The 22,676-nt window shown below is 59.9% G+C and carries 16 protein-coding genes and 1 pseudogene; 7 read left to right on the top strand and 10 right to left on the bottom strand.

Annotation, left to right across the window (positions count from 1 at the left end):
- Window positions 1-70: 70 nt before the first annotated feature.
- Window positions 71-1,762, top strand: a complete 1,692-nt coding sequence (locus tag CJU94_RS38865; protein WP_095423363.1) for a site-specific integrase — start codon at window positions 71-73, stop codon at window positions 1,760-1,762.
- 80 nt (window positions 1,763-1,842) lie between these two features.
- Here CJU94_RS38865 and CJU94_RS38870 read toward each other — a convergent pair whose 3' ends face one another.
- Together CJU94_RS38870 and CJU94_RS38875 are read right to left on the bottom strand one after the other, a co-directional pair.
- Entirely contained in the window at window positions 1,843-2,994 is a 1,152-nt protein-coding gene (locus tag CJU94_RS38870) for an IS91 family transposase (protein ID WP_095423826.1), read from the bottom strand.
- Window positions 2,995-3,002: 8 nt separating this feature from the next.
- A complete protein-coding gene (locus tag CJU94_RS38875; RefSeq protein ID WP_095423827.1) occupies window positions 3,003-3,881 on the bottom strand; it encodes a tyrosine-type recombinase/integrase in 879 nt (292 codons plus the stop codon).
- A 612-nt stretch (window positions 3,882-4,493) separates the two neighbouring features.
- Here CJU94_RS38875 and ltrA (CJU94_RS38880) point away from each other — a divergent pair.
- From ltrA (CJU94_RS38880) to CJU94_RS38895, 4 genes are all read left to right on the top strand, one after another.
- Entirely contained in the window at window positions 4,494-5,831 is a 1,338-nt protein-coding gene (ltrA, locus tag CJU94_RS38880) for a group II intron reverse transcriptase/maturase (protein WP_095423828.1), read from the top strand.
- A 124-nt stretch (window positions 5,832-5,955) separates the two neighbouring features.
- On the top strand, window positions 5,956-7,200 hold the full coding sequence (locus CJU94_RS38885; RefSeq protein ID WP_095423829.1) for a tyrosine-type recombinase/integrase: 1,245 nt from the start codon (window positions 5,956-5,958) through the stop codon (window positions 7,198-7,200).
- Entirely contained in the window at window positions 7,197-8,156 is a 960-nt protein-coding gene (locus CJU94_RS38890) for a tyrosine-type recombinase/integrase (RefSeq protein ID WP_095423926.1), read from the top strand. Before CJU94_RS38885 ends, CJU94_RS38890 begins: the two co-directional genes overlap by 4 nt.
- Window positions 8,149-9,153, top strand: coding sequence for a tyrosine-type recombinase/integrase (locus tag CJU94_RS38895; protein WP_095423830.1), 1,005 nt, complete (start codon window positions 8,149-8,151; stop codon window positions 9,151-9,153). The genes CJU94_RS38890 and CJU94_RS38895 overlap by 8 nt, the downstream gene beginning before the upstream one ends.
- Window positions 9,154-9,335: 182 nt before the next feature.
- On the opposite strand, the gene ltrA (CJU94_RS38900) is transcribed toward CJU94_RS38895, so the two are convergent.
- Window positions 9,336-10,673, bottom strand: coding sequence for a group II intron reverse transcriptase/maturase (gene ltrA, locus CJU94_RS38900; protein WP_095423828.1), 1,338 nt, complete (start codon window positions 10,671-10,673; stop codon window positions 9,336-9,338).
- A 612-nt stretch (window positions 10,674-11,285) separates the two neighbouring features.
- Here ltrA (CJU94_RS38900) and CJU94_RS38905 point away from each other — a divergent pair.
- Window positions 11,286-12,164, top strand: coding sequence for a tyrosine-type recombinase/integrase (locus tag CJU94_RS38905; protein ID WP_095423827.1), 879 nt, complete (start codon window positions 11,286-11,288; stop codon window positions 12,162-12,164).
- 8 nt (window positions 12,165-12,172) lie between these two features.
- Complete coding sequence (locus CJU94_RS38910; protein ID WP_095423831.1) at window positions 12,173-13,378, top strand: IS91 family transposase; 1,206 nt, start codon at window positions 12,173-12,175, stop codon at window positions 13,376-13,378.
- Between the two features lie 311 nt (window positions 13,379-13,689).
- On the opposite strand, the gene CJU94_RS38915 is transcribed toward CJU94_RS38910, so the two are convergent.
- From CJU94_RS38915 to ltrA (CJU94_RS38945), 7 genes and pseudogenes are all read right to left on the bottom strand, one after another.
- On the bottom strand, window positions 13,690-14,298 hold the full coding sequence (locus CJU94_RS38915) for a hypothetical protein (protein ID WP_095423832.1): 609 nt from the start codon (window positions 14,296-14,298) through the stop codon (window positions 13,690-13,692).
- Window positions 14,299-14,424: 126 nt separating this feature from the next.
- Window positions 14,425-15,579, bottom strand: coding sequence for a porin (locus tag CJU94_RS38920; RefSeq protein ID WP_095423833.1), 1,155 nt, complete (start codon window positions 15,577-15,579; stop codon window positions 14,425-14,427).
- A 63-nt stretch (window positions 15,580-15,642) separates the two neighbouring features.
- Window positions 15,643-16,662, bottom strand: coding sequence for an IS701 family transposase (locus tag CJU94_RS38925; RefSeq protein WP_095423834.1), 1,020 nt, complete (start codon window positions 16,660-16,662; stop codon window positions 15,643-15,645).
- Between the two features lie 382 nt (window positions 16,663-17,044).
- Entirely contained in the window at window positions 17,045-17,731 is a 687-nt protein-coding gene (locus CJU94_RS38930; protein WP_095423835.1) for a GntR family transcriptional regulator, read from the bottom strand.
- Window positions 17,732-17,885: 154 nt separating this feature from the next.
- Window positions 17,886-19,232, bottom strand: coding sequence for an IS110 family RNA-guided transposase (locus tag CJU94_RS38935; protein ID WP_095423836.1), 1,347 nt, complete (start codon window positions 19,230-19,232; stop codon window positions 17,886-17,888).
- Window positions 19,233-19,294: 62 nt separating this feature from the next.
- Window positions 19,295-19,981 (bottom strand): annotated as a pseudogene (locus tag CJU94_RS38940) (reverse transcriptase N-terminal domain-containing protein); the annotation flags it as partial.
- A gap of 547 nt (window positions 19,982-20,528) precedes the next feature.
- Window positions 20,529-21,779 (bottom strand): group II intron reverse transcriptase/maturase, encoded by a 1,251-nt coding sequence (gene ltrA / locus CJU94_RS38945; protein ID WP_095423838.1) that lies wholly within the window; start codon window positions 21,777-21,779, stop codon window positions 20,529-20,531.
- Between the last annotated feature and the right edge of the window lie 897 nt (window positions 21,780-22,676).

The following is a 22,676-nucleotide window of genomic DNA, read 5'->3' on the forward strand; positions in this document are numbered from 1 at the left end:
TCTTTCGTGATCGGTACAGAGATAACAGTTATTATCTCTGTATTGACATTTCTGGACTAAACTCCATGTCATGAAAACGCGTCTCCCGAACCCGGTCGCCGCCGACATGCCGAACGATTTTCCCGATGCCGACGCGCTTGCCGCGCTGCGCGCCTGGTACGAAGGCGCATCTTCGCGTGACGCGGCCAGCCGGTACCTGCGGGACCGGCTCGGTCAGGGGCAGTCTGCACGCGGCGTCATCGGCCAGATCCGCCGGCAGCTTGCGCTTTACGCCCGCAGCCGGCAGCGGGCGGATCTGGCGACGCTGTTCGAATGCCAGGCCCACAAGCGCAGACATCATGCCCGTGCCACCACGCAGGCAGTCGAAACGTTGCGCACGCTGCCTTTACCGACGCCGCATATCGGGGATGACATTACGCGCTGGTTGCCGGATCGCGCTGTCCGTGTCCTGCACGCGGCGGGCATCCGGACCCTGGCTGATCTCACGGTAAGGATTCCCCGCCGTCGTCAGTGGTGGAGTGCCGTTCCGGGGCTCGGCCCGGCCAGTGCAAAGCGGATCGAGGCATTCTTTGTCGCGCATCCAGCACTCACGGAGCGGGCTCGCGCACTGATCGTCGCCGACCGGCAGTCAGTCGTGACGCCATGGGAGCAACTCCGGCTACCGCATGAGGTTGACGGATCCGCAGGCGTGTTCCGCGCACCGCTGTCGACCTGTATCCTGGGCGTCGACAACGATTACGACGCCGTCCAGGCATGGCTTGCGTTGCACGAATCCCCGGCCACGCAGCGCGCCTACCGTAAGGAAGCCGAACGGCTGATCCTCTGGGCCATTGTTGCCCGCGGCAAGGCCCTGTCGTCCCTGACCACGCGGGATGCAACTGACTACAGGGCATTTCTGCGCAGACCCACCCCGCGCGAGCGCTGGGTTGGACCGCCGCGGCCGCGCACATCAACAGACTGGAGACCGTTTGTCGACAACCTCTCGGCGCGTTCGATTGCGCACGCGCTTGCCGTGCTCAGCGCCATGTTCCGCTGGCTGGTGGAGCAGCGCTATGTTGTGGCCAACCCATTTGCCGGCATCAAGGTGCGCGGCAGCAAGCGCGCCATGGCCGTGGAAACCGCGCACGCCTTCACCGAAGGAGAATGGCTGCTCACACGCACCATCGCCAACGGGCTTGAGTGGTCGTACGGCTGGCAGGCAGCCGCAGCGCAGCGACTTCGTTTCATGCTGGATTTCGGTTACGCGACGGGACTGCGGATCAGCGAGTTGGCCAATGCGACTCTGCGAAACGTCGAGGTCGACGCCGCAGGTGATCACTGGCTTCACGTCACCGGCAAAGGCGGCAAGCCAGCCAGGGTGACCTTGACACCGCTCGCTCGCGCGGCGCTGGACCGGTATCTGCAGGAGCGGGGCCTGGCGGTAAGCCGGGCGCGCTGGAACCCAGTCACGCCGCTGATCGGTAGCCTGGACGACGGCGATGCCGGCATCAAGCCTCTGCGGTTGTGGGAAGTCATGCGCAGGTTTTTCCGGCAAGCGGCGCAGATTATTGAAAACGACCATCCGCCGCTCGCCGAGAAACTCCGTCAGGCTACGCCGCACTGGATGCGGCACACGCATGCCACTCACGCTATCGCCAAGGGCGTCGAACTCAGCGCCGTCCGCGACAACCTTCGTCACGCATCGATCTCGACCACGTCGATTTATTTGCATGCTGACGATGTAAAGCGGGCGAGGCAGTTTGCGCAGGCCTTTACTGACTGATTCCGTTATTCCAAAACCAACGGAAACCTCGTCACCCTTATAACCTCAAGGCTTATGATCGCAATTCGACCGAATCTTGGTCAGGGGCCTAGCATGTGTCCCTTGCCACATACGGGGCAGTCGCGCAGTGACTTGCCGGTGAGTCGCTGGTAGCGGTCACGGTAGTCTTCCCTGGGCTCGACTGCGGCAGCGGCGGGAGCCTCGACACCGAGCAGCCGCCTGCAGGTGGCGAGCTTGTCGGCACGGTGGCAGTTGGCGAGCCACCCGTAGCTGCGAATGCGCTTGAAGCCGTCAGGTAGCACATGCAGCAGGAAGCGACGGATGAACTCGTCGGCGGTGAGCGTCATGGTTCTTTGTCTGGACTCGTGCCGATAGTCCTTCCAGCGGAACTGCACGGTGTGCCCGTCGAAGGCGAGCAGCCGGTTGTTGGAGATGGCGACGCGGTGGGTGTAGCGGCCCAGGTAATCGAGCACGTGTTCGGCACCGCCAAAGGGTGGCTTGGCGTAGACCACCCACTCCGCCCGTGCCGCGGGTGCAAGCCAGGCTGCGAATTCGACGGGATCGCTCAGGGACTCGAACTGACCGTGCAGGCGCAGCCCGCCGGCGTCGTAAGCGCGGCGCAGCTGTTCGAGAAACAGGCGGCGAAAGAGCCGTGACAGGACCCGCACGGACAGGAAGAAGCCGGGACGGCAGGCGATCCAGCGCTTGCCGTCCGGGGAGATGCCGCCGCCCGGCACAACGCAATGCACATGAGGGTGATGCTGCAGATTCTGTCCCCACGTATGCAGGATCGTGAGGAAGCCGATCTCGGCGCCCAGGTGCTTCGGATCGGCGGCGATCGTGCGCAACGTTTCGGCGCTGGCGCGAAACAGCAGATCGTAGAGCGTCCTCTTGTTCTGGAACGCGAGAGCGGCGATGGATTCGGGAAGCGTGAAGACGACATGGAAATACTCGGTCGAGGGGAGGAGTTCCGCATGCCGGCGTTCGAGCCATTGCGCGCGGGCGAGTGACTGGCACTTCGGACAGTGCCGGTTACGACACGAGTCGTAACTGATGCGCTGATAGCCGCATGCATCGCACTGCTCGAGATGGGCACCAAGCGCTGCGGTACGACACAGCTCGATGGCACTCATCACGCGTCGCTGCACACGACTGAGCCCCCCGGCATGGGATAGCCGGAAACTGGGCCCACACTGGCGGAAAATGTCCGCCACTTCGAGCGCCGGTCGCATGACTGCGCTCAGAAGTACTGGGGCGCAGGTGGCGGGAATGGAATGGGTGCAGGGTGCGGCAGCAGGTCGAAGGGACTGGTGGTGGCGCACACGGTGCTGGTGGCGACCCTCAAGTACCGGGACGTTGTCGATAGGGACCTGTGGCCCATCAGCAGCTGGATCCGGCGCACGTCAGTACCGGCTTCCAGCAGATGCGTGGCGAACGCGTGTCGCAAAGAATGGGGTGTCACGGGTTTGGTGATGCCGCTGCGCTTGCGTGCAAGCTCGCATGCGTCGCCCACGGCATGGCGGGTGATGGGCCGCCCCGCAATGCTGCCTGGAAAGAGCCATTCCTTCGGATGGGCGTCCTGCCAGTACAGTCTCAGGATCTCGAGCAGCCTGGGCGAGAGCATTACATAGCGATCCTTACGGTTCTTCCCCTGGTTCACACGGATCACCATGCGCTTGCTGTCGATATCAGTGACCTTCAGATGCACGACTTCGGAGACACGCAGTCCGGCGGCGTACGCGGTCATCAGGATGGTGCGGTGCTTGAGACTGGCGACCGACTCGAAGAAGGTGGTGATCTCCTCCAGGCTGAGGACGACTGGCAGTCGGAACGGCTTCTTCGGTAACGGAAAGTCCTCGTCGCTCCAGGGTCGCTTGAGCGTCACACGGTAGAGAAACCGGAGTGCGCCGATCGTTGCGCCGAGACTGGCGGGTGCCAGCTTGCGTTCTTCGCGGAGGTAGATGAGCCAGGCCCGAATCTCCTCGGGACCCAGCAGTTCGGGCGAACGGCGAAAGTGGCGGGCGAAACTGGCTACCTGAATCAGATAGGACTTCTGGGTATTCTCTGCAAGGTTGCGGATCTGCATGTCATGCAGCATGCGTTGGCGCAGTGGCGTCATGGCGAGCCTCCTGGAAGCAGTGGATGGAATGCCCAACCGGGCGTTCACATACTGCTCCCGGCGATACCACTCACCACCTCGCCGGGGTTCAGCGCCAGACAACCCTCTTCATGAAACGTCAGCCACGGACCTGTGCCTACCTCCCACTACCGCGTCAGCGGTTTAGTGTACGCCCATGATGGCGTGCCATTTGCAGGGTGAAAGTCCCTGCCGGAGTTGGCCACAGCTCCGTAGCTGAAGGTAACTGCGTCGTCGTGAGGCGGGGTGGGGAGTAACCGGAAGCGAACTGTCGGTCCGTAGGTTAACGAACCTGTTTCGGCGGGGTATGGCGGCGAGCCTGCACTAAAGTGGCGAAGCCTGGAAGTAACACAGCACGCTGTCGTGGCGGACAAAGCGGTGCGGTGGCGTACCACGTGTTTGAGGACGGAACGATGGGAAGGTGGCACGAAGCAAGTGGGGAGACCTGCCGGCGAGGTGAACGCTGGCAGGAGTCAGAGTCCCGATAGTACTGCACACGGAAGAGTCGAGCCGTGGAGACCTGCGTCAGAGCAAAAGGCGCACTAGGGAAGCGGGGCAGGAAAGTTGATAGCAAAAGACCGGAAGGAAGCAAAGATGAAGATCGAAGCATCGCCAGTGTCGGAAACGACTAGACGAGATGCAGACGCGCTGGGAAGCTGCGTGCAGCGGAAATTCGCGTCAGCTTCAATCTGGACGGACGCTATGTTGGCTGCTCTACGAAATGGAGTTAAAGGAGGTAAGTGGCACAGTTTGATTGACAAGGTGTTTCGCCTGGACACGCTCGCGCTGGGGTGGACTCAGGTCGAGAAGAACGCCGGGGCGGCGGGAGTGGACCGCATGAGCGTGAAGCGATTCGCGCAAGCGCGGGACCGCTACCTTGCCGAACTGGCGCAAGCATTGCAGGATGGTAGCTATCGCCCGCAGCCGGTGCGGCGTGTCTACATACCGAAAGGTAAAGGACGTCGTCCGCTCGGTATACCCGCTGTAAAGGATCGCGTCGTTCAGGCGGCCCTGAAGCTGGTAATCGAGCCGATCTTTGAGCATGAGTTCGAGCCGAGAAGCTACGGCTTTCGCCCGGGCTTGGGTTGCAAGGATGCGCTGCGCGAAGTGGACCGGCATGTGAAAGCGGGCTACTGCTGGGTGGTCGATGCCGACCTGCAAAGCTATTTTGACTCGATTCCACACTCACCTCTTCTTGCGAGAGTGGCAGGGCGAATCTCGGACGGCCGGGTTCTGGAACTCATCCAGTACTTTCTCAAGCAAGACATCATGGAAGACATGACGCGTTGGACGCCGACTTCCGGCAGTCCTCAAGGGGCGGTTGTCAGCCCCTTGTTGGCAAATCTGTACCTGCACGAGCTTGACGTGGAAATGCGACAGGTAGGGCTGGTCATGGTGCGCTACGCGGATGACGCCGTGGTGTTATGCCGTACACGTGAGGAAGCGGAAGCTGCGCTCACTCGCATGCGGGCTTGGGTGGATGCGAACGGCTTGACACTGCACCCTGACAAAACCCACGTTGGGGATTGCCGGCTGGAGGGTCATGGGTTCGAGTTTCTGGGTTACCGGTTCGAGGCGGGTCAACGTTGGGTGCGCAAGAAGAGCCTCATGGGGCTACGGGATAAAATCCGGGCCCTGACCAAGCGTAACAGGGGTGACTCGATCGAGGACATCATTACGTCGCTCAATCCACTCCTGCGTGGTTGGTTCGGCTATTTCCAGCAGGCCCACCGATACACCTTCTCGTCCGTCGACGGCTTTGTTCGTCGCCGCCTTCGAGCGATCCTGCGTCGACAGCTTCATCGTCCGGGTCAGGGTCGATGCCTTCGCGATCACACGCGATGGCCAAATGCCTTTTTCGCTAATCTTGGGCTGTTCACGATGTCCGCAGCCCTTGAATCAGCGCGCCAATCCCGATGTGGAAACAACTGACTGGAGAGCCCGTCGCGGGAAAACCGCACACCGGGTTCGGAGGGAGGGGACGGCGACCGCCGTTTCCTACCCCTATACAACGTAAGTGGTGTCCTCCAGTGGCAATCCAACCACAGGAGGTTTTATGGATGCACTCGCTTCAATCCGTCCAGCAGCAACTTCATGGCTGCTCCGCAGCAACATCGCCGAACTCGTTCAACCGTTCCGGGAACGACTGGTGGAGCGTCGCTATGCCAGCAAGGTTGTGCGCTCCTATACGTACTGCCTGGCCCACTTTGCGCATTGGGCGCAGCGACGTCCCGGTGGCGCAATCGCGTCAGTCGAGCGTTCCGAACTCTTCCTTGACCGACATCTCGCCAATTGCTGTTGTCCGCCAGAGGTGTCTCGCGATCGGGGTCATCATCATGCAGCACTAACGCATCTGAGGGCACTACTTCACGAGCAAGACATCCCTATCACCGAGGGACGCAATGACATCGTTGACGAGGAGTTGCGGCATTACGACGACTATATGCGCCTGGCAAGAGGGCTAGCTCCGACCACGCGTGCCTTGCGCCTGCGCACCTTGCGGCCATTCATTGAGCAGCGCGTGAGCGCCGATCGAACCGATCTGCTACCGCTTACTGCAGATCATCTGCGCCAGTTCTTCACCGAGATGCTCCAGCGATGGAGTGTCGCCAGCGCCGGAACGTTGGCCGGCGCGCTGCGCAGCTACCTCCGGTATCGCGCCTCACATGGCGACGCTGTGAATCACTTGGTCTCGGCGATCTCTCGCCCGCCGAACTGGCGACTGGCACCGTTACCACAAACGCTCACGGCGGCCGAGACGACCAGACTGCTCGGTGCATTCGGCCCCGGCGTTGCTTCGGCACGGCGCGGCTACGCGATGGTCAGGTGTCTCGTGGACCTAGGTCTGAGATCCAGCGAAGTCGTTGGCCTGGGCCTCGACGATATCGACTGGAAGAGCGGCACCGTGAGGCTGTGCCGAAACAAGTCGCGCCGAGTCGACATACTGCCGCTGCCGCACAGCACGGGAAGTGCGATTGCCTCCTACCTCCAACATGAGCGGCCTTCATGCGCAAGTCGTCACCTTTTTGTGCGCTGTCGCGCCCCGCTGGAGCAACCGATCGGGGCAGCAACGGTGCGACGTGTCCTTCTCGAGGCTTTTCAACGCTGCGGACTACCTCCAGTGCGGGCGCACGCGTTACGCAACACGCTCGCGGAACGCCTGCTCGATCATGGCGGAACGCTCAAGGACGTGGCCGACATCCTGCGTCATCGCGAGCTCAACACCACGATGATCTACGCGAAGGTGAACAATGCCGCCCTTGCCGAAGTTGCCATGCGGTGGCCGGGGAGCGCGTCATGAGCATTGACAACACCACTATGCTCGCTGCAGTGCAACGGTATCTGGATGAGCGCCGCGGCCTCGGTTTCAAGATGCGTTGCGGCAGCGAACTGCTACGATTTGCGCGTTACGCGGATGCCCGTGATCATCGGGGGCCGTTGACACTCGACCTCCAGCTCGACTGGGCACAAGACGGGGTGCTGGGCTGCGGCCCAGAGACGTGGCACCGGCGGTTGAAGGTCCTGCGGCCGTTTTCGAAGCACTACCGGCAGTTCGAGCCAGAGTCGGTCGTTCCCGATGCTTTCACGTTTGGACGGGGCCATCAACGGCTAGCGCCACACATCTATTTCGAGTACGAGATCGGCGCCTTGCTGCAGGCAGCAGGCCAGCTGACACCGATCGGCGGCCTGCGACCCGTCACGTATCAGACGTTGTTCGGGCTGCTTGCGTCGACCGGGATGAGGGTGTCGGAGGCACGCAACCTGCAAGCCGACGACGTCGACTTGCACAACGGCTGGCTTGTTATTCGGCAGACGAAGTATCGGAAGTCGCGCCGCTTGCCCTTGCATGCCAGCGTGGTGCAAGCCTTGCGGGAGTACGAGATCATTCGCGATTGTACCGTGCCACGTACTGCCGGCATGGCCTTTTTCCTGAGTCAGGCAGGAACCCCCCTTACTCAATCGATCGTCAACCACACCTTCGGACTGCTGCGCCGCAAGTTGGCCTGGGTGCCTCGCGGTGGGCATCCGATGCCTCGTATCCATGACATGAGGCACACGTTCGCCGTCCGGCGCATGCAACGGTGGCATGAAGACGGCACCACGATGGACCAGTGTCTCTTCTGGCTGTGCACCTACCTCGGCCACGCCAAGATCTCCGACACGTATTGGTACCTGACCGGTACGCCACAGCTCATGGAGCAGGTAGGCATCAAGTTCGAGCGCTTCGCTCTGGGCAAGGAGGCTACCCATGCGTAAGTCTGGCTCCGCTTCCTTTCCCGCCCTCGTTCAGGAGTTCTTCACCGAGTACATGACGAATCAGCGGGCACTGAGTCCACGCACCGTCGCGTCTTACCGGGACTCGTTTGCCTTACTCCTGGCATTTGCCGAGGCACGCCTGGGTAAGCCGCCTACGACGTTGCAACTAGCCGACCTGGACCACCGCCTGATCGCCGAGTTTCTCGATCACCTGGAGCAAGAGCGCGGCAACTGCGTGCGCAGCCGTAACATTCGCCTGGCCGCGATCCGGTCATTCTTGCGGTTCGCCGCGAGGCGCGATGTTACATGCATACACCTGGTCGAACAAGCGCTAGCCGTGCCCATGAAGCGCTATGAGCGGCCGATGCTCGGATACCTCACTCGTGAGCAGATGCTGGCCATCATCGACGTCCCGGCGACTTCATGGCTTGGCCAGCGCGATCGACTGCTCCTAGCCATGCTGTACAACACCGGGGCACGCGTGTCGGAGATTGTTGGCATTCGCGTCAATGACGTGGTTCTTGGCGAGAGTTCTTGCGTGCACCTGCACGGCAAGGGCCGCAAGCAGCGATCGGTGCCACTTTGGAAGACGACCGCTCGGGAGGTCCGCGCCTGGTTGCGCACGAACGGCGAACCCAGCGCGGATGCACCGCTGTTGCCCACGCGCGACGGCCGGCATATGACCCGAGCGAACGTAGCCCAGCGTCTTCACCTGGCCGCGCGGGATGCAATGGCGCGAGGCACGGATCTTCAGCTCGACGCTGTGTCGCCGCACGCCGTGAGGCATTCCACGGCAATGCACTTGCTTCAGTCTGGTGTTGACATCGGCGTGATCGCGTTGTGGCTTGGCCACGAGAGCCCTGTGACAACACACGCGTATGTGGAAGCGAATCTGACGATGAAGGAACAGGCGTTGGCCAAGCTCGAGCCGCCGCAATTCGGACGCAAACGCTATCGACCGCCCGATGCTCTGCTGCGCTTTCTGCAGGACCTCTGATTATGCGAATCGGCCGACACGTCTTTGGCAAAGGGTGTGCGCGTGCCGGCCGACTTCACTGCTATACCACTTCGCATAAGCCGTCGCTTCGCATAATTCCTCATGTATAGGGGTAGGAAACGGCGGTCGCCGTCCCCTCCCTCCGAACCCGGTGTGCGGTTTTCCCGCGACGGGCTCTCCAGTCAGTTGTTTCCACATCGGGATTGGCGCGCTGATTCAAGGGCTGCGGACATCGTGAACAGCCCAAGATTAGCGAAAAAGGCATTTGGCCATCGCGTGTGATCGCGAAGGCATCGACCCTGACCCGGACGATGAAGCTGTCGACGCAGGATCGCTCGAAGGCGGCGACGAACAAAGCCGTCGACGGACGAGAAGGTGTATCGGTGGGCCTGCTGGAAATAGCCGAACCAACCACGCAGGAGTGGATTGAGCGACGTAATGATGTCCTCGATCGAGTCACCCCTGTTACGCTTGGTCAGGGCCCGGATTTTATCCCGTAGCCCCATGAGGCTCTTCTTGCGCACCCAACGTTGACCCGCCTCGAACCGGTAACCCAGAAACTCGAACCCATGACCCTCCAGCCGGCAATCCCCAACGTGGGTTTTGTCAGGGTGCAGTGTCAAGCCGTTCGCATCCACCCAAGCCCGCATGCGAGTGAGCGCAGCTTCCGCTTCCTCACGTGTACGGCATAACACCACGGCGTCATCCGCGTAGCGCACCATGACCAGCCCTACCTGTCGCATTTCCACGTCAAGCTCGTGCAGGTACAGATTTGCCAACAAGGGGCTGACAACCGCCCCTTGAGGACTGCCGGAAGTCGGCGTCCAACGCGTCATGTCTTCCATGATGTCTTGCTTGAGAAAGTACTGGATGAGTTCCAGAACCCGGCCGTCCGAGATTCGCCCTGCCACTCTCGCAAGAAGAGGTGAGTGTGGAATCGAGTCAAAATAGCTTTGCAGGTCGGCATCGACCACCCAGCAGTAGCCCGCTTTCACATGCCGGTCCACTTCGCGCAGCGCATCCTTGCAACCCAAGCCCGGGCGAAAGCCGTAGCTTCTCGGCTCGAACTCATGCTCAAAGATCGGCTCGATTACCAGCTTCAGGGCCGCCTGAACGACGCGATCCTTTACAGCGGGTATACCGAGCGGACGACGTCCTTTACCTTTCGGTATGTAGACACGCCGCACCGGCTGCGGGCGATAGCTACCATCCTGCAATGCTTGCGCCAGTTCGGCAAGGTAGCGGTCCCGCGCTTGCGCGAATCGCTTCACGCTCATGCGGTCCACTCCCGCCGCCCCGGCGTTCTTCTCGACCTGAGTCCACCCCAGCGCGAGCGTGTCCAGGCGAAACACCTTGTCAATCAAACTGTGCCACTTACCTCCTTTAACTCCATTTCGTAGAGCAGCCAACATAGCGTCCGTCCAGATTGAAGCTGACGCGAATTTCCGCTGCACGCAGCTTCCCAGCGCGTCTGCATCTCGTCTAGTCGTTTCCGACACTGGCGATGCTTCGATCTTCATCTTTGCTTCCTTCCGGTCTTTTGCTATCAACTTTCCTGCCCCGCTTCCCTAGTGCGCCTTTTGCTCTGACGCAGGTCTCCACGGCTCGACTCTTCCGTGTGCAGTACTATCGGGACTCTGACTCCTGCCAGCGTTCACCTCGCCGGCAGGTCTCCCCACTTGCTTCGTGCCACCTTCCCATCGTTCCGTCCTCAAACACGTGGTACGCCACCGCACCGCTTTGTCCGCCACGACAGCGTGCTGTGTTACTTCCAGGCTTCGCCACTTTAGTGCAGGCTCGCCGCCATACCCCGCCGAAACAGGTTCGTTAACCTACGGACCGACAGTTCGCTTCCGGTTACTCCCCACCCCGCCTCACGACGACGCAGTTACCTTCAGCTACGGAGCTGTGGCCAACTCCGGCAGGGACTTTCACCCTGCAAATGGCACGCCATCATGGGCGTACACTAAACCGCTGACGCGGTAGTGGGAGGTAGGCACAGGTCCGTGGCTGACGTTTCATGAAGAGGGTTGTCTGGCGCTGAACCCCGGCGAGGTGGTGAGTGGTATCGCCGGGAGCAGTATGTGAACGCCCGGTTGGGCATTCCATCCACTGCTTCCAGGAGGCTCGCCATGACGCCACTGCGCCAACGCATGCTGCATGACATGCAGATCCGCAACCTTGCAGAGAATACCCAGAAGTCCTATCTGATTCAGGTAGCCAGTTTCGCCCGCCACTTTCGCCGTTCGCCCGAACTGCTGGGTCCCGAGGAGATTCGGGCCTGGCTCATCTACCTCCGCGAAGAACGCAAGCTGGCACCCGCCAGTCTCGGCGCAACGATCGGCGCACTCCGGTTTCTCTACCGTGTGACGCTCAAGCGACCCTGGAGCGACGAGGACTTTCCGTTACCGAAGAAGCCGTTCCGACTGCCAGTCGTCCTCAGCCTGGAGGAGATCACCACCTTCTTCGAGTCGGTCGCCAGTCTCAAGCACCGCACCATCCTGATGACCGCGTACGCCGCCGGACTGCGTGTCTCCGAAGTCGTGCATCTGAAGGTCACTGATATCGACAGCAAGCGCATGGTGATCCGTGTGAACCAGGGGAAGAACCGTAAGGATCGCTATGTAATGCTCTCGCCCAGGCTGCTCGAGATCCTGAGACTGTACTGGCAGGACGCCCATCCGAAGGAATGGCTCTTTCCAGGCAGCATTGCGGGGCGGCCCATCACCCGCCATGCCGTGGGCGACGCATGCGAGCTTGCACGCAAGCGCAGCGGCATCACCAAACCCGTGACACCCCATTCTTTGCGACACGCGTTCGCCACGCATCTGCTGGAAGCCGGTACTGACGTGCGCCGGATCCAGCTGCTGATGGGCCACAGGTCCCTATCGACAACGTCCCGGTACTTGAGGGTCGCCACCAGCACCGTGTGCGCCACCACCAGTCCCTTCGACCTGCTGCCGCACCCTGCACCCATTCCATTCCCGCCACCTGCGCCCCAGTACTTCTGAGCGCAGTCATGCGACCGGCGCTCGAAGTGGCGGACATTTTCCGCCAGTGTGGGCCCAGTTTCCGGCTATCCCATGCCGGGGGGCTCAGTCGTGTGCAGCGACGCGTGATGAGTGCCATCGAGCTGTGTCGTACCGCAGCGCTTGGTGCCCATCTCGAGCAGTGCGATGCATGCGGCTATCAGCGCATCAGTTACGACTCGTGTCGTAACCGGCACTGTCCGAAGTGCCAGTCACTCGCCCGCGCGCAATGGCTCGAACGCCGGCATGCGGAACTCCTCCCCTCGACCGAGTATTTCCATGTCGTCTTCACGCTTCCCGAATCCATCGCCGCTCTCGCGTTCCAGAACAAGAGGACGCTCTACGATCTGCTGTTTCGCGCCAGCGCCGAAACGTTGCGCACGATCGCCGCCGATCCGAAGCACCTGGGCGCCGAGATCGGCTTCCTCACGATCCTGCATACGTGGGGACAGAATCTGCAGCATCACCCTCATGTGCATTGCGTTGTGCCGGGCGGCGGCATCTCCCCGGACGGCGAGCGCTGGATCGCCTGCCGTCCGGGCTTCTTCCTGCCCGTGCGGGTCCTGTCACGGCTCTTTCGCCGCCTGTTTCTCGAACAGCTGCGTCGCGCTTACGACGCCGGCGGGCTGCGCCTGCACGGTCAGTTCGAGTCCCTGAGCGATCCCGTCGAATTCGCAGCCTGGCTTGCACCCGCGGCACGGGCGGAGTGGGTGGTCTACGCCAAGCCACCCTTTGGCGGTGCCGAACACGTGCTCGATTACCTGGGCCGCTACACCCACCGCGTCGCCATCTCCAACAACCGGCTGCTCGCCTTCGACGGGCACACCGTGCAGTTCCGCTGGAAGGACTATCGGCACGAGTCCAGACAAAGAACCATGACGCTTACCGCCGACGAGTTCATCCGTCGCTTCCTGCTGCATGTGCTACCTGAGGGCTTCAAGCGCATTCGCAGCTACGGGTGGCTCGCCAACTGCCACCGTGCCGACAAGCTCGCCACCTGCAGGCGGCTGCTCGGCGTCGAGGCTCCCGCCGTTGCCGCAGTCGAGCCCGGGGAAGACTACCGTGACCGCTACCAGCGACTCACCGGCAAGTCACTGCGCGACTGCCCCGTATGTGGCAAGGGACACATGCTCCGCATCGAAGACATGCCCGGCAGCCTTCCACGAGCCCCGCCAGGTCCCACCCATGCGCGCTAGTTGCCATCGCACCTGTTTCCGTACACGTTCGCCTTTCCTGACGAGGCCAACGCGGCTGCACTCGTGCCTTCGATCTGCTGGCGCACCAGCGTACTCCAAAATGGCGGGTGATTTGCCGGTTCACGCGCACATTCGCGCTTCCTTTACACGTGATGTTTCCCACTCTCGCCGGAAGTCCGTGTGTGATCGCCCCTGCAAGACTTCACAAATTACCGCGGCGGTCATTCAATGCCCATAGCGGCCACCGCCTGTGGAGCGGTTTAGCACAAACATTGAGTTTTAGATTCGCTGCTCTCACTGAGCGCCGTCATTCAACGCAGTTTCGAAAAAGCATTTTTGATTTTTTGTATCACATGGCCGTGAACGTCCTTCACATCTGTAAGTCCGCTCTTCACAGCAGACCAAGATTCGTCCCCAGCATCTCTAACCTCACCGATCCGCCGCTGGAATTTCTGTGCCTCGTCGGTAAGATGCCGCATCGCGGCGTCAAGGTCTCCGCGCGCCTTCTCCACAACATCTGCCGCTTGGTCGTGCAAGTTCTTCAGGGTAGTCTCCCATGCTTGGTGCTGAGCTCGCGCTCGCGCAAGAACGACGTTACGTACAGTGTCTGCATGATCCTTGGCAGCGGATAGAAAGTCACGGAAAGCCAATTCGACTTCGACCCACTCAGTGTCGATTGCTTTCTGAATTACTTCGCCCCTTTGCTTTGCCGCAACCGTCTCGAGACGCAGATCATCTACATATCCATTTAACTTGGTACGCGCCTCCCTCAAGCGGGTCAGTGCGCGATCAGCTTCTTCGCGCGCGCTGTCGTTCAGATTCCCGGACGATGTTTCGAGTTCAGAGATGGTAATATCTAGCTCGTCAAGCCTCTGTTTTGCCCAAGTGATGGCATTGTGTACATACGACTTTTCGCTCATAATTCTCCCCTGCGAATATTAAGGTGAAAATGGAATGCTGCGAATGCGGCGCCTGACATGCAGGCGCCGCCCCGTTCATCCTGACGTAAAACGCCGACTAGACAGGCGCCAAGCCTCGAACAAGACTTAGAAGCGGTGACGAATGCCAACCGTTGCCGAGACTTGATTCGGGGTCGACGACATGCCAACGCCGGTGATCGGAGCGCCAAGGCCGGTGCCGCCCAGATCGGACGCGTGAACGTATTCACCTTGCAGGTACACGTCCGTACGCTTCGACAGCGAGTACGCCGCTTGCAGGCCGACCTGTTCGAACTTGGGCTTCACGCCATCAAGGCGAGCGTCCGTGTACGTGAACTCACCAGCCAGGTTCAGGGCCGGGGTCAGTGCGTAACGGCCATTCAGCTCATAGTTGTTGAAGCGAGCGTAGTTACCAATTCCAACGCCCTTGGTCGCGCTGATTGCGCCGCCCGAGATACCAGATGCGTTTTCAAGCTTCGTTTGCGTGAACACGAAGCCAACCGTTGCCGGACCGAACGCGTAGTTCAAGCCAGCACCGAACGTGCGCTGCAGGCCTGCTACGAACGTGTTGTCGCCCGCGACAGCGCCGCCACTGTTCGACAGCGCCGCAGCGGCTCCTGCACCCGTTACTGAGTTGTTCAACTGCAAGTAAGCTGCAGCAACGTTCAACGGACCGTAGTTATACGATGCGCCGACGCTGTAAGCGCGGTTGTTCGAGAAGCCAGCAGCCTGGTTCGAGAAGCCGTACTGTGCGCCGAACTTGAAGCCAGCGTAGTTCGCGCTCTGGTACTTGACCGAGTTGTTGATACGGAACGAGTTGTCGAGGTTGTCGTTGTCGAACGGGTGCGCGAACTGCGTGCCGCCGTACTGCGTGCCGGTCAGAGCCAACGGGCCGAGATAGTCGACCACGGAGTCGTATTGACGACCGAGAGTCACAGCGCCGTATTGGATGCTCGACAGACCAACGAATGCCTGACGGCCGAACTGACGACCACCTTGACCCAGCGTGCCGTTAGCAATGCTGAAGCCGTTTTCCAACGTGAAGATTGCCTTCAGGCCACCGCCGAGGTCTTCAGCGCCGCGCAGGCCCCAACGGCTGCCGTTCACCGCGCCGCTCGTCATCTTGAAGTTATGTTGGCCGCCTTGATTATTTGTGTACGTCAGGCCAGCGTCGATCAAACCATACAGCGTCACACTGCTTTGAGCGTGAGCGGCGGTTGCAAATACGCCCGAAAGGGCGGCGACCATGAGAGTCTTTTTCATCTTTGTAACTCCGAGAGCAATTTGGGTCTGACAACCCAGGCTTTTGAAGGAAACCTTTAGGACTTACGCAAAACGCATTGGGACCGACGGATTTTTGAGTTCACGGCGGAGGAAATCATCGAGCATTTCGTGTTTGACCTGGTAGAGCGTACGCTTCGTCTGTCGCGCGATGTCGGCCAGGCGGACCCACACCAGCACGGCGCTGGCGATATGGTTTCGCTGGATGCGCGCCTTGCGGCACGGGCAACGCTGAAGGCCCGTAAGTTGCTTGACCTCGCGGTGAAACTGCTCGATCTTCCAGCGCAGGCCACACGCGTCTTGTGTCGCCTGAGAGGAGTCCTGAGTGAGGTCGTTGGTCACGACCCAGTCCGTGCGGTGTGTGGACACCTCGACCCGGAACAGCTTCACCTTGTGATGTTTCGGAAAGCCCCTGATTTTGATTGTCTTGCCGTGCGCGAGAGTCTCAGCATCCCATTCCAGCGAATCAACATGCCGGTAGGGCGATTTGCCTCCGGAGTCGTCGACCAGCCGGTTGCTCCGCAACGGGCAGTAGTACGTCTTGCCCAGCGACTCGATGAACAGCATCAGATCCTTCGTGGCGTACCACGTATCCATCAGGACGCGGCGAAACGGCAAGCCCTTGTGATGAACCGCATTGGTCAGCATGTCGCGCACGTGATCGAGCTTGGACCTGCCATCGCCGTCCGGATCGTAGATGCGGTAATCGATGACCCAGTATTCTCCGCTGTGCGGGTTCACGTAGACGCAGTTCACCACGCCGATGCCCTTGATGAGGCCGTGAGCGTTGCCGCTGTATTGGCGCCGCACGAGCTCGATCTTGTGCGAGAAATCCTTGTCGGTCACGGAGTCGTCGAACACGATGCAGCCGTCGTCATGCGGGACGATCTGCGCGCGCACGTTGTCCCACACGAGGCGCGGCGTCATGTGCTCGCGGCGCAAAAACCGGTTGATGGCATCGTGGCTCATATCGTCGACGTGGTCGGCAAAGTTGGTCAGCGTGCAGTTGGTCGGGCTCGTCAGCAGGTACTGGCAGTAGCCCAGGCGGCTCAGATGTTTCGTCATGCCCTCAACATTACGAAACTCCGCGCCGCTCCGGGTTTACGTCGTTTTGTAACAATTCGTGTCCGCGTTCACGCGCGGCTTTTTGCGTAAGTCCTAACTCAATGACTTGAACTTCTCTGCGATCCCAGCTTCGTTCTCATCCATCCCTTCATCCTATCCGGGCACGTCAACTTGTAAAAGTTATTTTTTGACAGTTCCTAAGTCCTACAATATTGTCAACTTCCTGGTCTTCGTACCGCCGAAGTGCCGATGCGTTGGGAAAGCCTCGAGAGTGAGATGTGTTTGACCCCCTCACAGTAAGGCACTGCTGCTACCGATGGATTGCGCCTCGGCGCGTGAGCTGTCGCTGACGCGCAACGGCGCCTTTCGCATAGAGGCGACGTCAGCCGACATAGATGCGGCCATATAACTCACGCACGTTCCGTTCGACCTCCTCGAGGCGGGGGCCGATATGCGTCGTCAGCAATTCGACGACCGCGTCGGCATCCCGCCGCTTTAGCGCGCTGTAAATCTGCCGGTGTTCCTTCTGCCCGGCCGCAAAGCGCGAGGCACCTACACCTAGATAGCGTAGTGCGCGAATCCGTATATTGACGGACCGAAGCGCGTTGAGCATTTCGGAGTTGCCCGACAGACTCATGATCGTTTCATGAAAAAGCTCGTCGTAGGGCACTACACGTGGAATTTCGAACGGTTGTGACTCAATGCCCGTGAACTGCCGCAACACGGCGCCGACCCTGTCAATGTCTTCGTCACTGCTCTTCACGACGGCAATCCTCGCGCCCGCGGATTCGAGGGCGAGCCTCAATTCATAAAGTTCGTAGATCTCACGCGGTTTAATGACCTTCCGGAAAAAACCTTTCGTCGGCACGAAGTCCAGCACGTTCTCAGAGACCAGACGGTTCATTGCCTCCCGTAGTGGCGTCCGGCTCACGCCCAGTTCGCGCGACAGCGAGCTTTCGTTCAGGCGTTCGCCGGGCCGGAGCTGGAAGCTGTGCACCATCGCCATAATCGCGTCGTAGCTCCGCTGGACCGCGGTTTCGCCGACCGGCGCTTGAGTAGTGCTTTTCAAGAGACTGTCTCCGGGAACGGGTCGCAACGGTATGCGCGCGAGGGGTTTCCAAAGGCGCTTTTCGAGCGTTCATTGTCGGGTAGCAGCGACGCATTGCTACGTCGCCGCCCCCTCTCAAGAAACCATTTTAAGCACATGATTTGATTGCTTGTTTTCAAGCGGATTGTCCTTGTGCCTGAATTGGGACGAGTTCGAGACCCATGGCTGCGGCTTTTCTCCTGAGGTGGTAGATCACGCGCTGCTGGTAGCGTTCTTCGTAGTAGGCCTGCCCCTGATCGACATAGGCGGTGCCTTTGGTCAGCATGGCGTAGACCAGGTGGGCGAGCTTGTGTGCGACCGCTGTCACGGCCTTGCCCTTGTCCAACCGCCCGCACATTCGACGATAGTAGGCGCCCAGAGCCGACTGACTGGGGCGGAGTGCAGCGGCAGCCAGTTTCAGAGCTTGAGCAGCGCGATTAGCGTTGCCCTTGGTGGCCCCTGACAGGCGCTTGCCTCCAGAGATCTTGGTGCCAGGAGACAAGCCCAGCCATGAGGCGAAGTGCTTGGCGTTCCGAAAGCGCGACAGATCTGGGCCGATCTCGGCGATTACCTTGAGTGCGGTCGTAATGTCGATGCCGTCAATCGCGGTCAGGTCAACGCCGCAGATGCGGAAGAGATAGGTGCGTGCATCAAACTTAGGGGCATTTTTGGCCTTGCCGACGCGGCGCCTGGACGGCCCGGGTTCAGCTTCGCTCCGGCTCAACGCCATAAGCATGCTCTCCAGTTGGACGGCACAGCGCTGTAGCGCTTTGGAATAAGCATCAAATAGCTCAACCGCCTGGGTCAAGGCGAACAGGTGTTCTTCCCGCCAGTTGCCCTGCAACGACTTGGCGATCTCTTCTTTGCTCGCCTCGATCCGGCCGTTTTTGAGGTCCGCCAGCTTCAGCGGGTCGCGCTCGCCGGCGATGATCGCGCGCAGAATCTTCTGACCTGGCTCACCGACAACGTCAGAAATTACATTGGCCAACTGTACATTCATGAGCGTCAGCGCTTTCTGCATATGCTGCACATGCCGCGACTGGTAGGACAGCAGCATTGCGCGCTGACGCATCACTGAGCGTAATGCGCAAATCTCGTCCTTGGGACGAAACGCTCCAGACAGTAGTCCGTAGCTCATCAGTTGCTGTAGCCACTGGCAGTCGAGCACGTCGGACTTGCGGCCCGAGACGTTTTTCACGTGGCGGGCATTGACCAGAAATACATTCAGGCCTCGCGACTCCAGCAACTCGAACAGGGTAATCCAGTACACCCCGGTCGACTCCATAGCCACTGTGTCAATGCCGCACGAAACCAACCAATCCGCCAGGTGCTCCAGGTCTTCGGTGAAGCTCCTGAATTCCCGAACTGGCTCATCGTCGCGGTCTGGCGGTACGGAGACAAAGTGACTCGCCGAGCCAACATCAATCCCCGCTGCATTGGGGTTGGCAATTTCCATCCTCTTTAACTGGCTGCGCTGCGCCATTGACTACTCCCTCATATGTGGAAGAGTGCCGCGCCGCCGACGGTACGTCGTCATTGCTCATCCGTTGAGTGAAGGACACGATTGTGAAGGTAGCCAGCCTTCAACCACTTCCGCAATATCGCCTTGTCCGTGGGGATGTTGGCGATCAGCCAGTCATGCGAGATTTCGTCGAAGCAGCTGCGGATGTCAGCCTCTAGAATCCACTGAGCGCAAGCACGGCCGCCCAATGCTATGAAGCACTGACCGATCGCATCGTGCGTGGACCGGGCAGACCTGAATCCATATGAATTGGGGTCTGCCGTCGTTTCCGCGATGGGCTCGAGGGCGAGCAGATGCAGCGCCTGCCACGCTCTGTCGATCATGCACGGAATTCCAAGGGGCCGCATCTTTTTCCCGTCGGCCTTGGGGATGTATATCCGCCTCAACGGACGCGGCTGGTAGCCGCGCCGATTGAGCGACGACACTGCTCTGAGCTTGGCTCCCGGCGTTGACCATATGACGCCATCAATGCCGGGAGTACGTTTGCCGCGATTACCAGTCACCCGTTTCACGGCGAGTGCCTTGCCGCTGAACGAGTGGGTCAGCAACCATTGCAGGGATTTCACCTTGCTATGTTTGCCGGCCTGTTCGGCCTTCACGATGCGTGCTTGCAGCCGTCGAACCTCGCGATGACATTTGACCCAATCAATGCGGTGCCAATGTGTCGCGCGGTCGGAGGACGCACCCGCGCCGAGTTGATGCACAGTCATCTGCTTTTCCTCCTTGAACGGTTAATCAAGCTGTCTCGTGACGAAAGACCATGCGGAAGTCTGCCCGCTTTCGCGTGGGATGATGTTGTCGTGTAACGCAACCCCTATCCGACCCATTACAGGTCAGTCTTCGCTTTTTCCGCACTCCCATGCCCGCACCGCCATCAGCCTTCCTCGCGGTCGGCCTGCCCGATTGGGCGGCTGTACGGGGTTTCCGTGTTCCACACAGCTCGCAAGAATGGTTTAGGTTCCGCCTTTTCACCGGCAGCGTTGTCGTCCGTGCCGCCCCACTATACAAAGAGCGGACCCGCTACTTCCCATTTTGGGTCAGGCCTGTCAGTGTCTTTGGCCTGTTTGCGATGACGGTGTTTAAACAGCGATTCAGATGCCTTAACCTTGCCATCCAGTCAGATCTCCTTCCGCGTCGACACTTGCAGAAGCGCCTTGGTCTCACAACTTCAGCGTGGCTTGTCGAGTAGCCCGGCGGAACTTCCCCGCCAGGCCCTCACAGATCCGTACGTGAACCTCTCGGTTCATACGGCTCTTGTCATCCAGCCGATGGCAATACCCCTAGCGTCCAGTGGTACAGCAGATCCGGCGCACGCTCGGCTATCCGCCTGAGCCAGGTCCGGGCCTTGGCACGACTCCGTTTAAACCGGCGGTATTTACGTACCGCCCATTTCGCCAGGATGTCGTTGAGGTGGGCGATCACGCGCTTGAACTCGCTCATGTAGAACGCCGCGTAATAGTTCCACCATCCTCGCAAGGCTGGATTGGCCCGCGCGGCGATGTCCTCGATCCCAGCATCCGTCCAGCGGCCGATATCCCACATCCGCATTCGCTCGCGGATGCGTTTCGCGGCCTTGCCGCTGAGGGCAGGACTGAAACTGTTGAAGTAAACGCCGCGCTTGCTTTTGGCCAGCCGGCCACGGAAGGTGTAGCCCAGAAAGTCAAAGCTCGTGTTGGGATAGTCGTTCTTGCGATTCCCATCCCGGCAGTACACGATCCTCGTCTTCTCAGGATGCAATTCCAGACCACAGGCCATCAGCCGTGCACCGATTGCCTCCTGCAACCGTCTGGCTTCGGCTTCGCTTTTGCAGTGGACCAATCCATCGTCCGCATACCGCACGAACGACGTGTCCGGAAAGTGCCTCGCCATCCAGGTATCAATGGCATAATGCATATAGAGATTAAACAGTACCGGGCTGACCACACCACCCTGCGGCGTGCCCTGTGTCCGCGACACCATTTCCTGCCCCCTCATCATCGGCGCCTTCAGCCAGCGTTCCACGTACAGCTCCACCCATGTGCAGCGGGCATGTTGCCGCACCGCTTTCATCATGAGTTCGTGATCAACATGGTCAAACGCACCTTTGATGTCAAATTCCAGTACCCAGTTGTATTTCCAGCATCGACCCCGGACAGCAGCAATCGCGTCCAGCGCCGACCTGGAAGGACGGTAAGCATAGGAATCAGGATGGAAACAGGGCTCTACCTGTGCTTCAAGATAATTGCGTGCAACCGCTTGGGCAACGCGGTCCGCTACTGTGGGAATTCCCAGTAACCTCGTGCGGCGCCTATCATTGCCCTTCGGAATTTCCACGCCACGCACCGGTGGGGGGAAGTAGCTCCCCGAAGACATTCGACTCCACAGCTTGTACAAATTTGGTCCCAGCCGCTGTTCAAATGCCTCTATGGTTTGCCCGTCCACACCGGGCGCACCGTGGTTCGCTTTTACCTGAAGCCATGCTGCCCACACAGACTGCTTCGTTATTGCAAACGGCCTGGCTCGACTCATCGGCTCATCCCATTGTCTGGTTGGCCCACAAGTCTTGCCGGATGACGCATTCCCTTCGCTCCACCCCCATTACGAGGCTTCACCGCTACTACGAAATGCTCCGCCCCTGTACCCCGCATCGGTACTCTCGCTTTCTTCGAGTCCTTCAAATCAAGCTTCTCCCTTAGCATCGTGATGACAGGTTCCTATGTTCCGTTCAATCGCCTGGAATAACGTCACGCCGTCTATATGCCGGTCGCCACCAAGCCAGTCATCAGGCTTCCGCTTGGTTTGTCCCAAGGTACGGCGTGAACCTTGGTTTTGACGACGAGTGGAAAAAGCTATCGACACCTCATCGACGGTTCGCTTGCGCTCGTCTCGTTATCCACACCTGACGCATTCACTGCGCCTTTTCCTTCAACGCTAACCACCACGCCTCTTAAACGCAGCAGCTTGAAGTGGTTTGATGCCTTCTCCTGAAAGACGACATCGAGGGGCCCACCCTCATCGATCAAACAGCTTTCATAGCACACACGCCGAGCTTCTTTGTCACGGTGGCTTCACACGATGCCGTTGCCAGCCTCGCATGCACCGATAGACTACGGGCGACGGAACGCCCGGTTTCCAGCCGCCCTACAGCGACGGCGAAACAACGAACTGCGCGACTTTCACGTCGCACGTATAGGTTGCTGCTCGCTGACTTACATCACTCGTGCCGCTCCGGTGCTCAAGCGGCACAAAGCCCATTCATCGCCTCGCATTGAATCCATTATATGTCGATCTGCCTTACTTTCTGTATACAGATCAGAATTCACATTGTTGGACAGGCCTGCACACTATTCGAGCGCGCTGCACATTGGTGGATCGGCATCCGGTCTTGGCCAATCCGTCGTTTCCTTTGTTTTAATGGTCAAGCAC

This window comes from Paraburkholderia aromaticivorans, assembly GCF_002278075.1.
Lineage (GTDB): Bacteria > Pseudomonadota > Gammaproteobacteria > Burkholderiales > Burkholderiaceae > Paraburkholderia > Paraburkholderia aromaticivorans.

What these genes read in the sequence shown, in the direction of transcription:
- ltrA (WP_095423828.1), top strand. Translation starts at nt 4,494, where the DNA reads ATGAAGATCGAAGCATCGCCAGTGTCGGAAACGACTAGACGAGATGCA.
- CJU94_RS38865 (WP_095423363.1), top strand. Translation starts at nt 71, where the DNA reads ATGAAAACGCGTCTCCCGAACCCGGTCGCCGCCGACATGCCGAACGAT.
- CJU94_RS38890 (WP_095423926.1), top strand. Translation starts at nt 7,197, where the DNA reads ATGAGCATTGACAACACCACTATGCTCGCTGCAGTGCAACGGTATCTG.
- CJU94_RS38915 (WP_095423832.1), bottom strand. Translation starts at nt 14,298, where the DNA reads ATGAGCGAAAAGTCGTATGTACACAATGCCATCACTTGGGCAAAACAG.
- CJU94_RS38920 (WP_095423833.1), bottom strand. Translation starts at nt 15,579, where the DNA reads ATGAAAAAGACTCTCATGGTCGCCGCCCTTTCGGGCGTATTTGCAACC.
- CJU94_RS38905 (WP_095423827.1), top strand. Translation starts at nt 11,286, where the DNA reads ATGACGCCACTGCGCCAACGCATGCTGCATGACATGCAGATCCGCAAC.
- CJU94_RS38870 (WP_095423826.1), bottom strand. Translation starts at nt 2,994, where the DNA reads ATGCGACCGGCGCTCGAAGTGGCGGACATTTTCCGCCAGTGTGGGCCC.
- ltrA (WP_095423828.1), bottom strand. Translation starts at nt 10,673, where the DNA reads ATGAAGATCGAAGCATCGCCAGTGTCGGAAACGACTAGACGAGATGCA.
- CJU94_RS38895 (WP_095423830.1), top strand. Translation starts at nt 8,149, where the DNA reads ATGCGTAAGTCTGGCTCCGCTTCCTTTCCCGCCCTCGTTCAGGAGTTC.
- CJU94_RS38885 (WP_095423829.1), top strand. Translation starts at nt 5,956, where the DNA reads ATGGATGCACTCGCTTCAATCCGTCCAGCAGCAACTTCATGGCTGCTC.
- CJU94_RS38875 (WP_095423827.1), bottom strand. Translation starts at nt 3,881, where the DNA reads ATGACGCCACTGCGCCAACGCATGCTGCATGACATGCAGATCCGCAAC.
- CJU94_RS38925 (WP_095423834.1), bottom strand. Translation starts at nt 16,662, where the DNA reads ATGACGAAACATCTGAGCCGCCTGGGCTACTGCCAGTACCTGCTGACG.
- ltrA (WP_095423838.1), bottom strand. Translation starts at nt 21,779, where the DNA reads ATGAGTCGAGCCAGGCCGTTTGCAATAACGAAGCAGTCTGTGTGGGCA.
- CJU94_RS38910 (WP_095423831.1), top strand. Translation starts at nt 12,173, where the DNA reads ATGCGACCGGCGCTCGAAGTGGCGGACATTTTCCGCCAGTGTGGGCCC.
- CJU94_RS38935 (WP_095423836.1), bottom strand. Translation starts at nt 19,232, where the DNA reads ATGGCGCAGCGCAGCCAGTTAAAGAGGATGGAAATTGCCAACCCCAAT.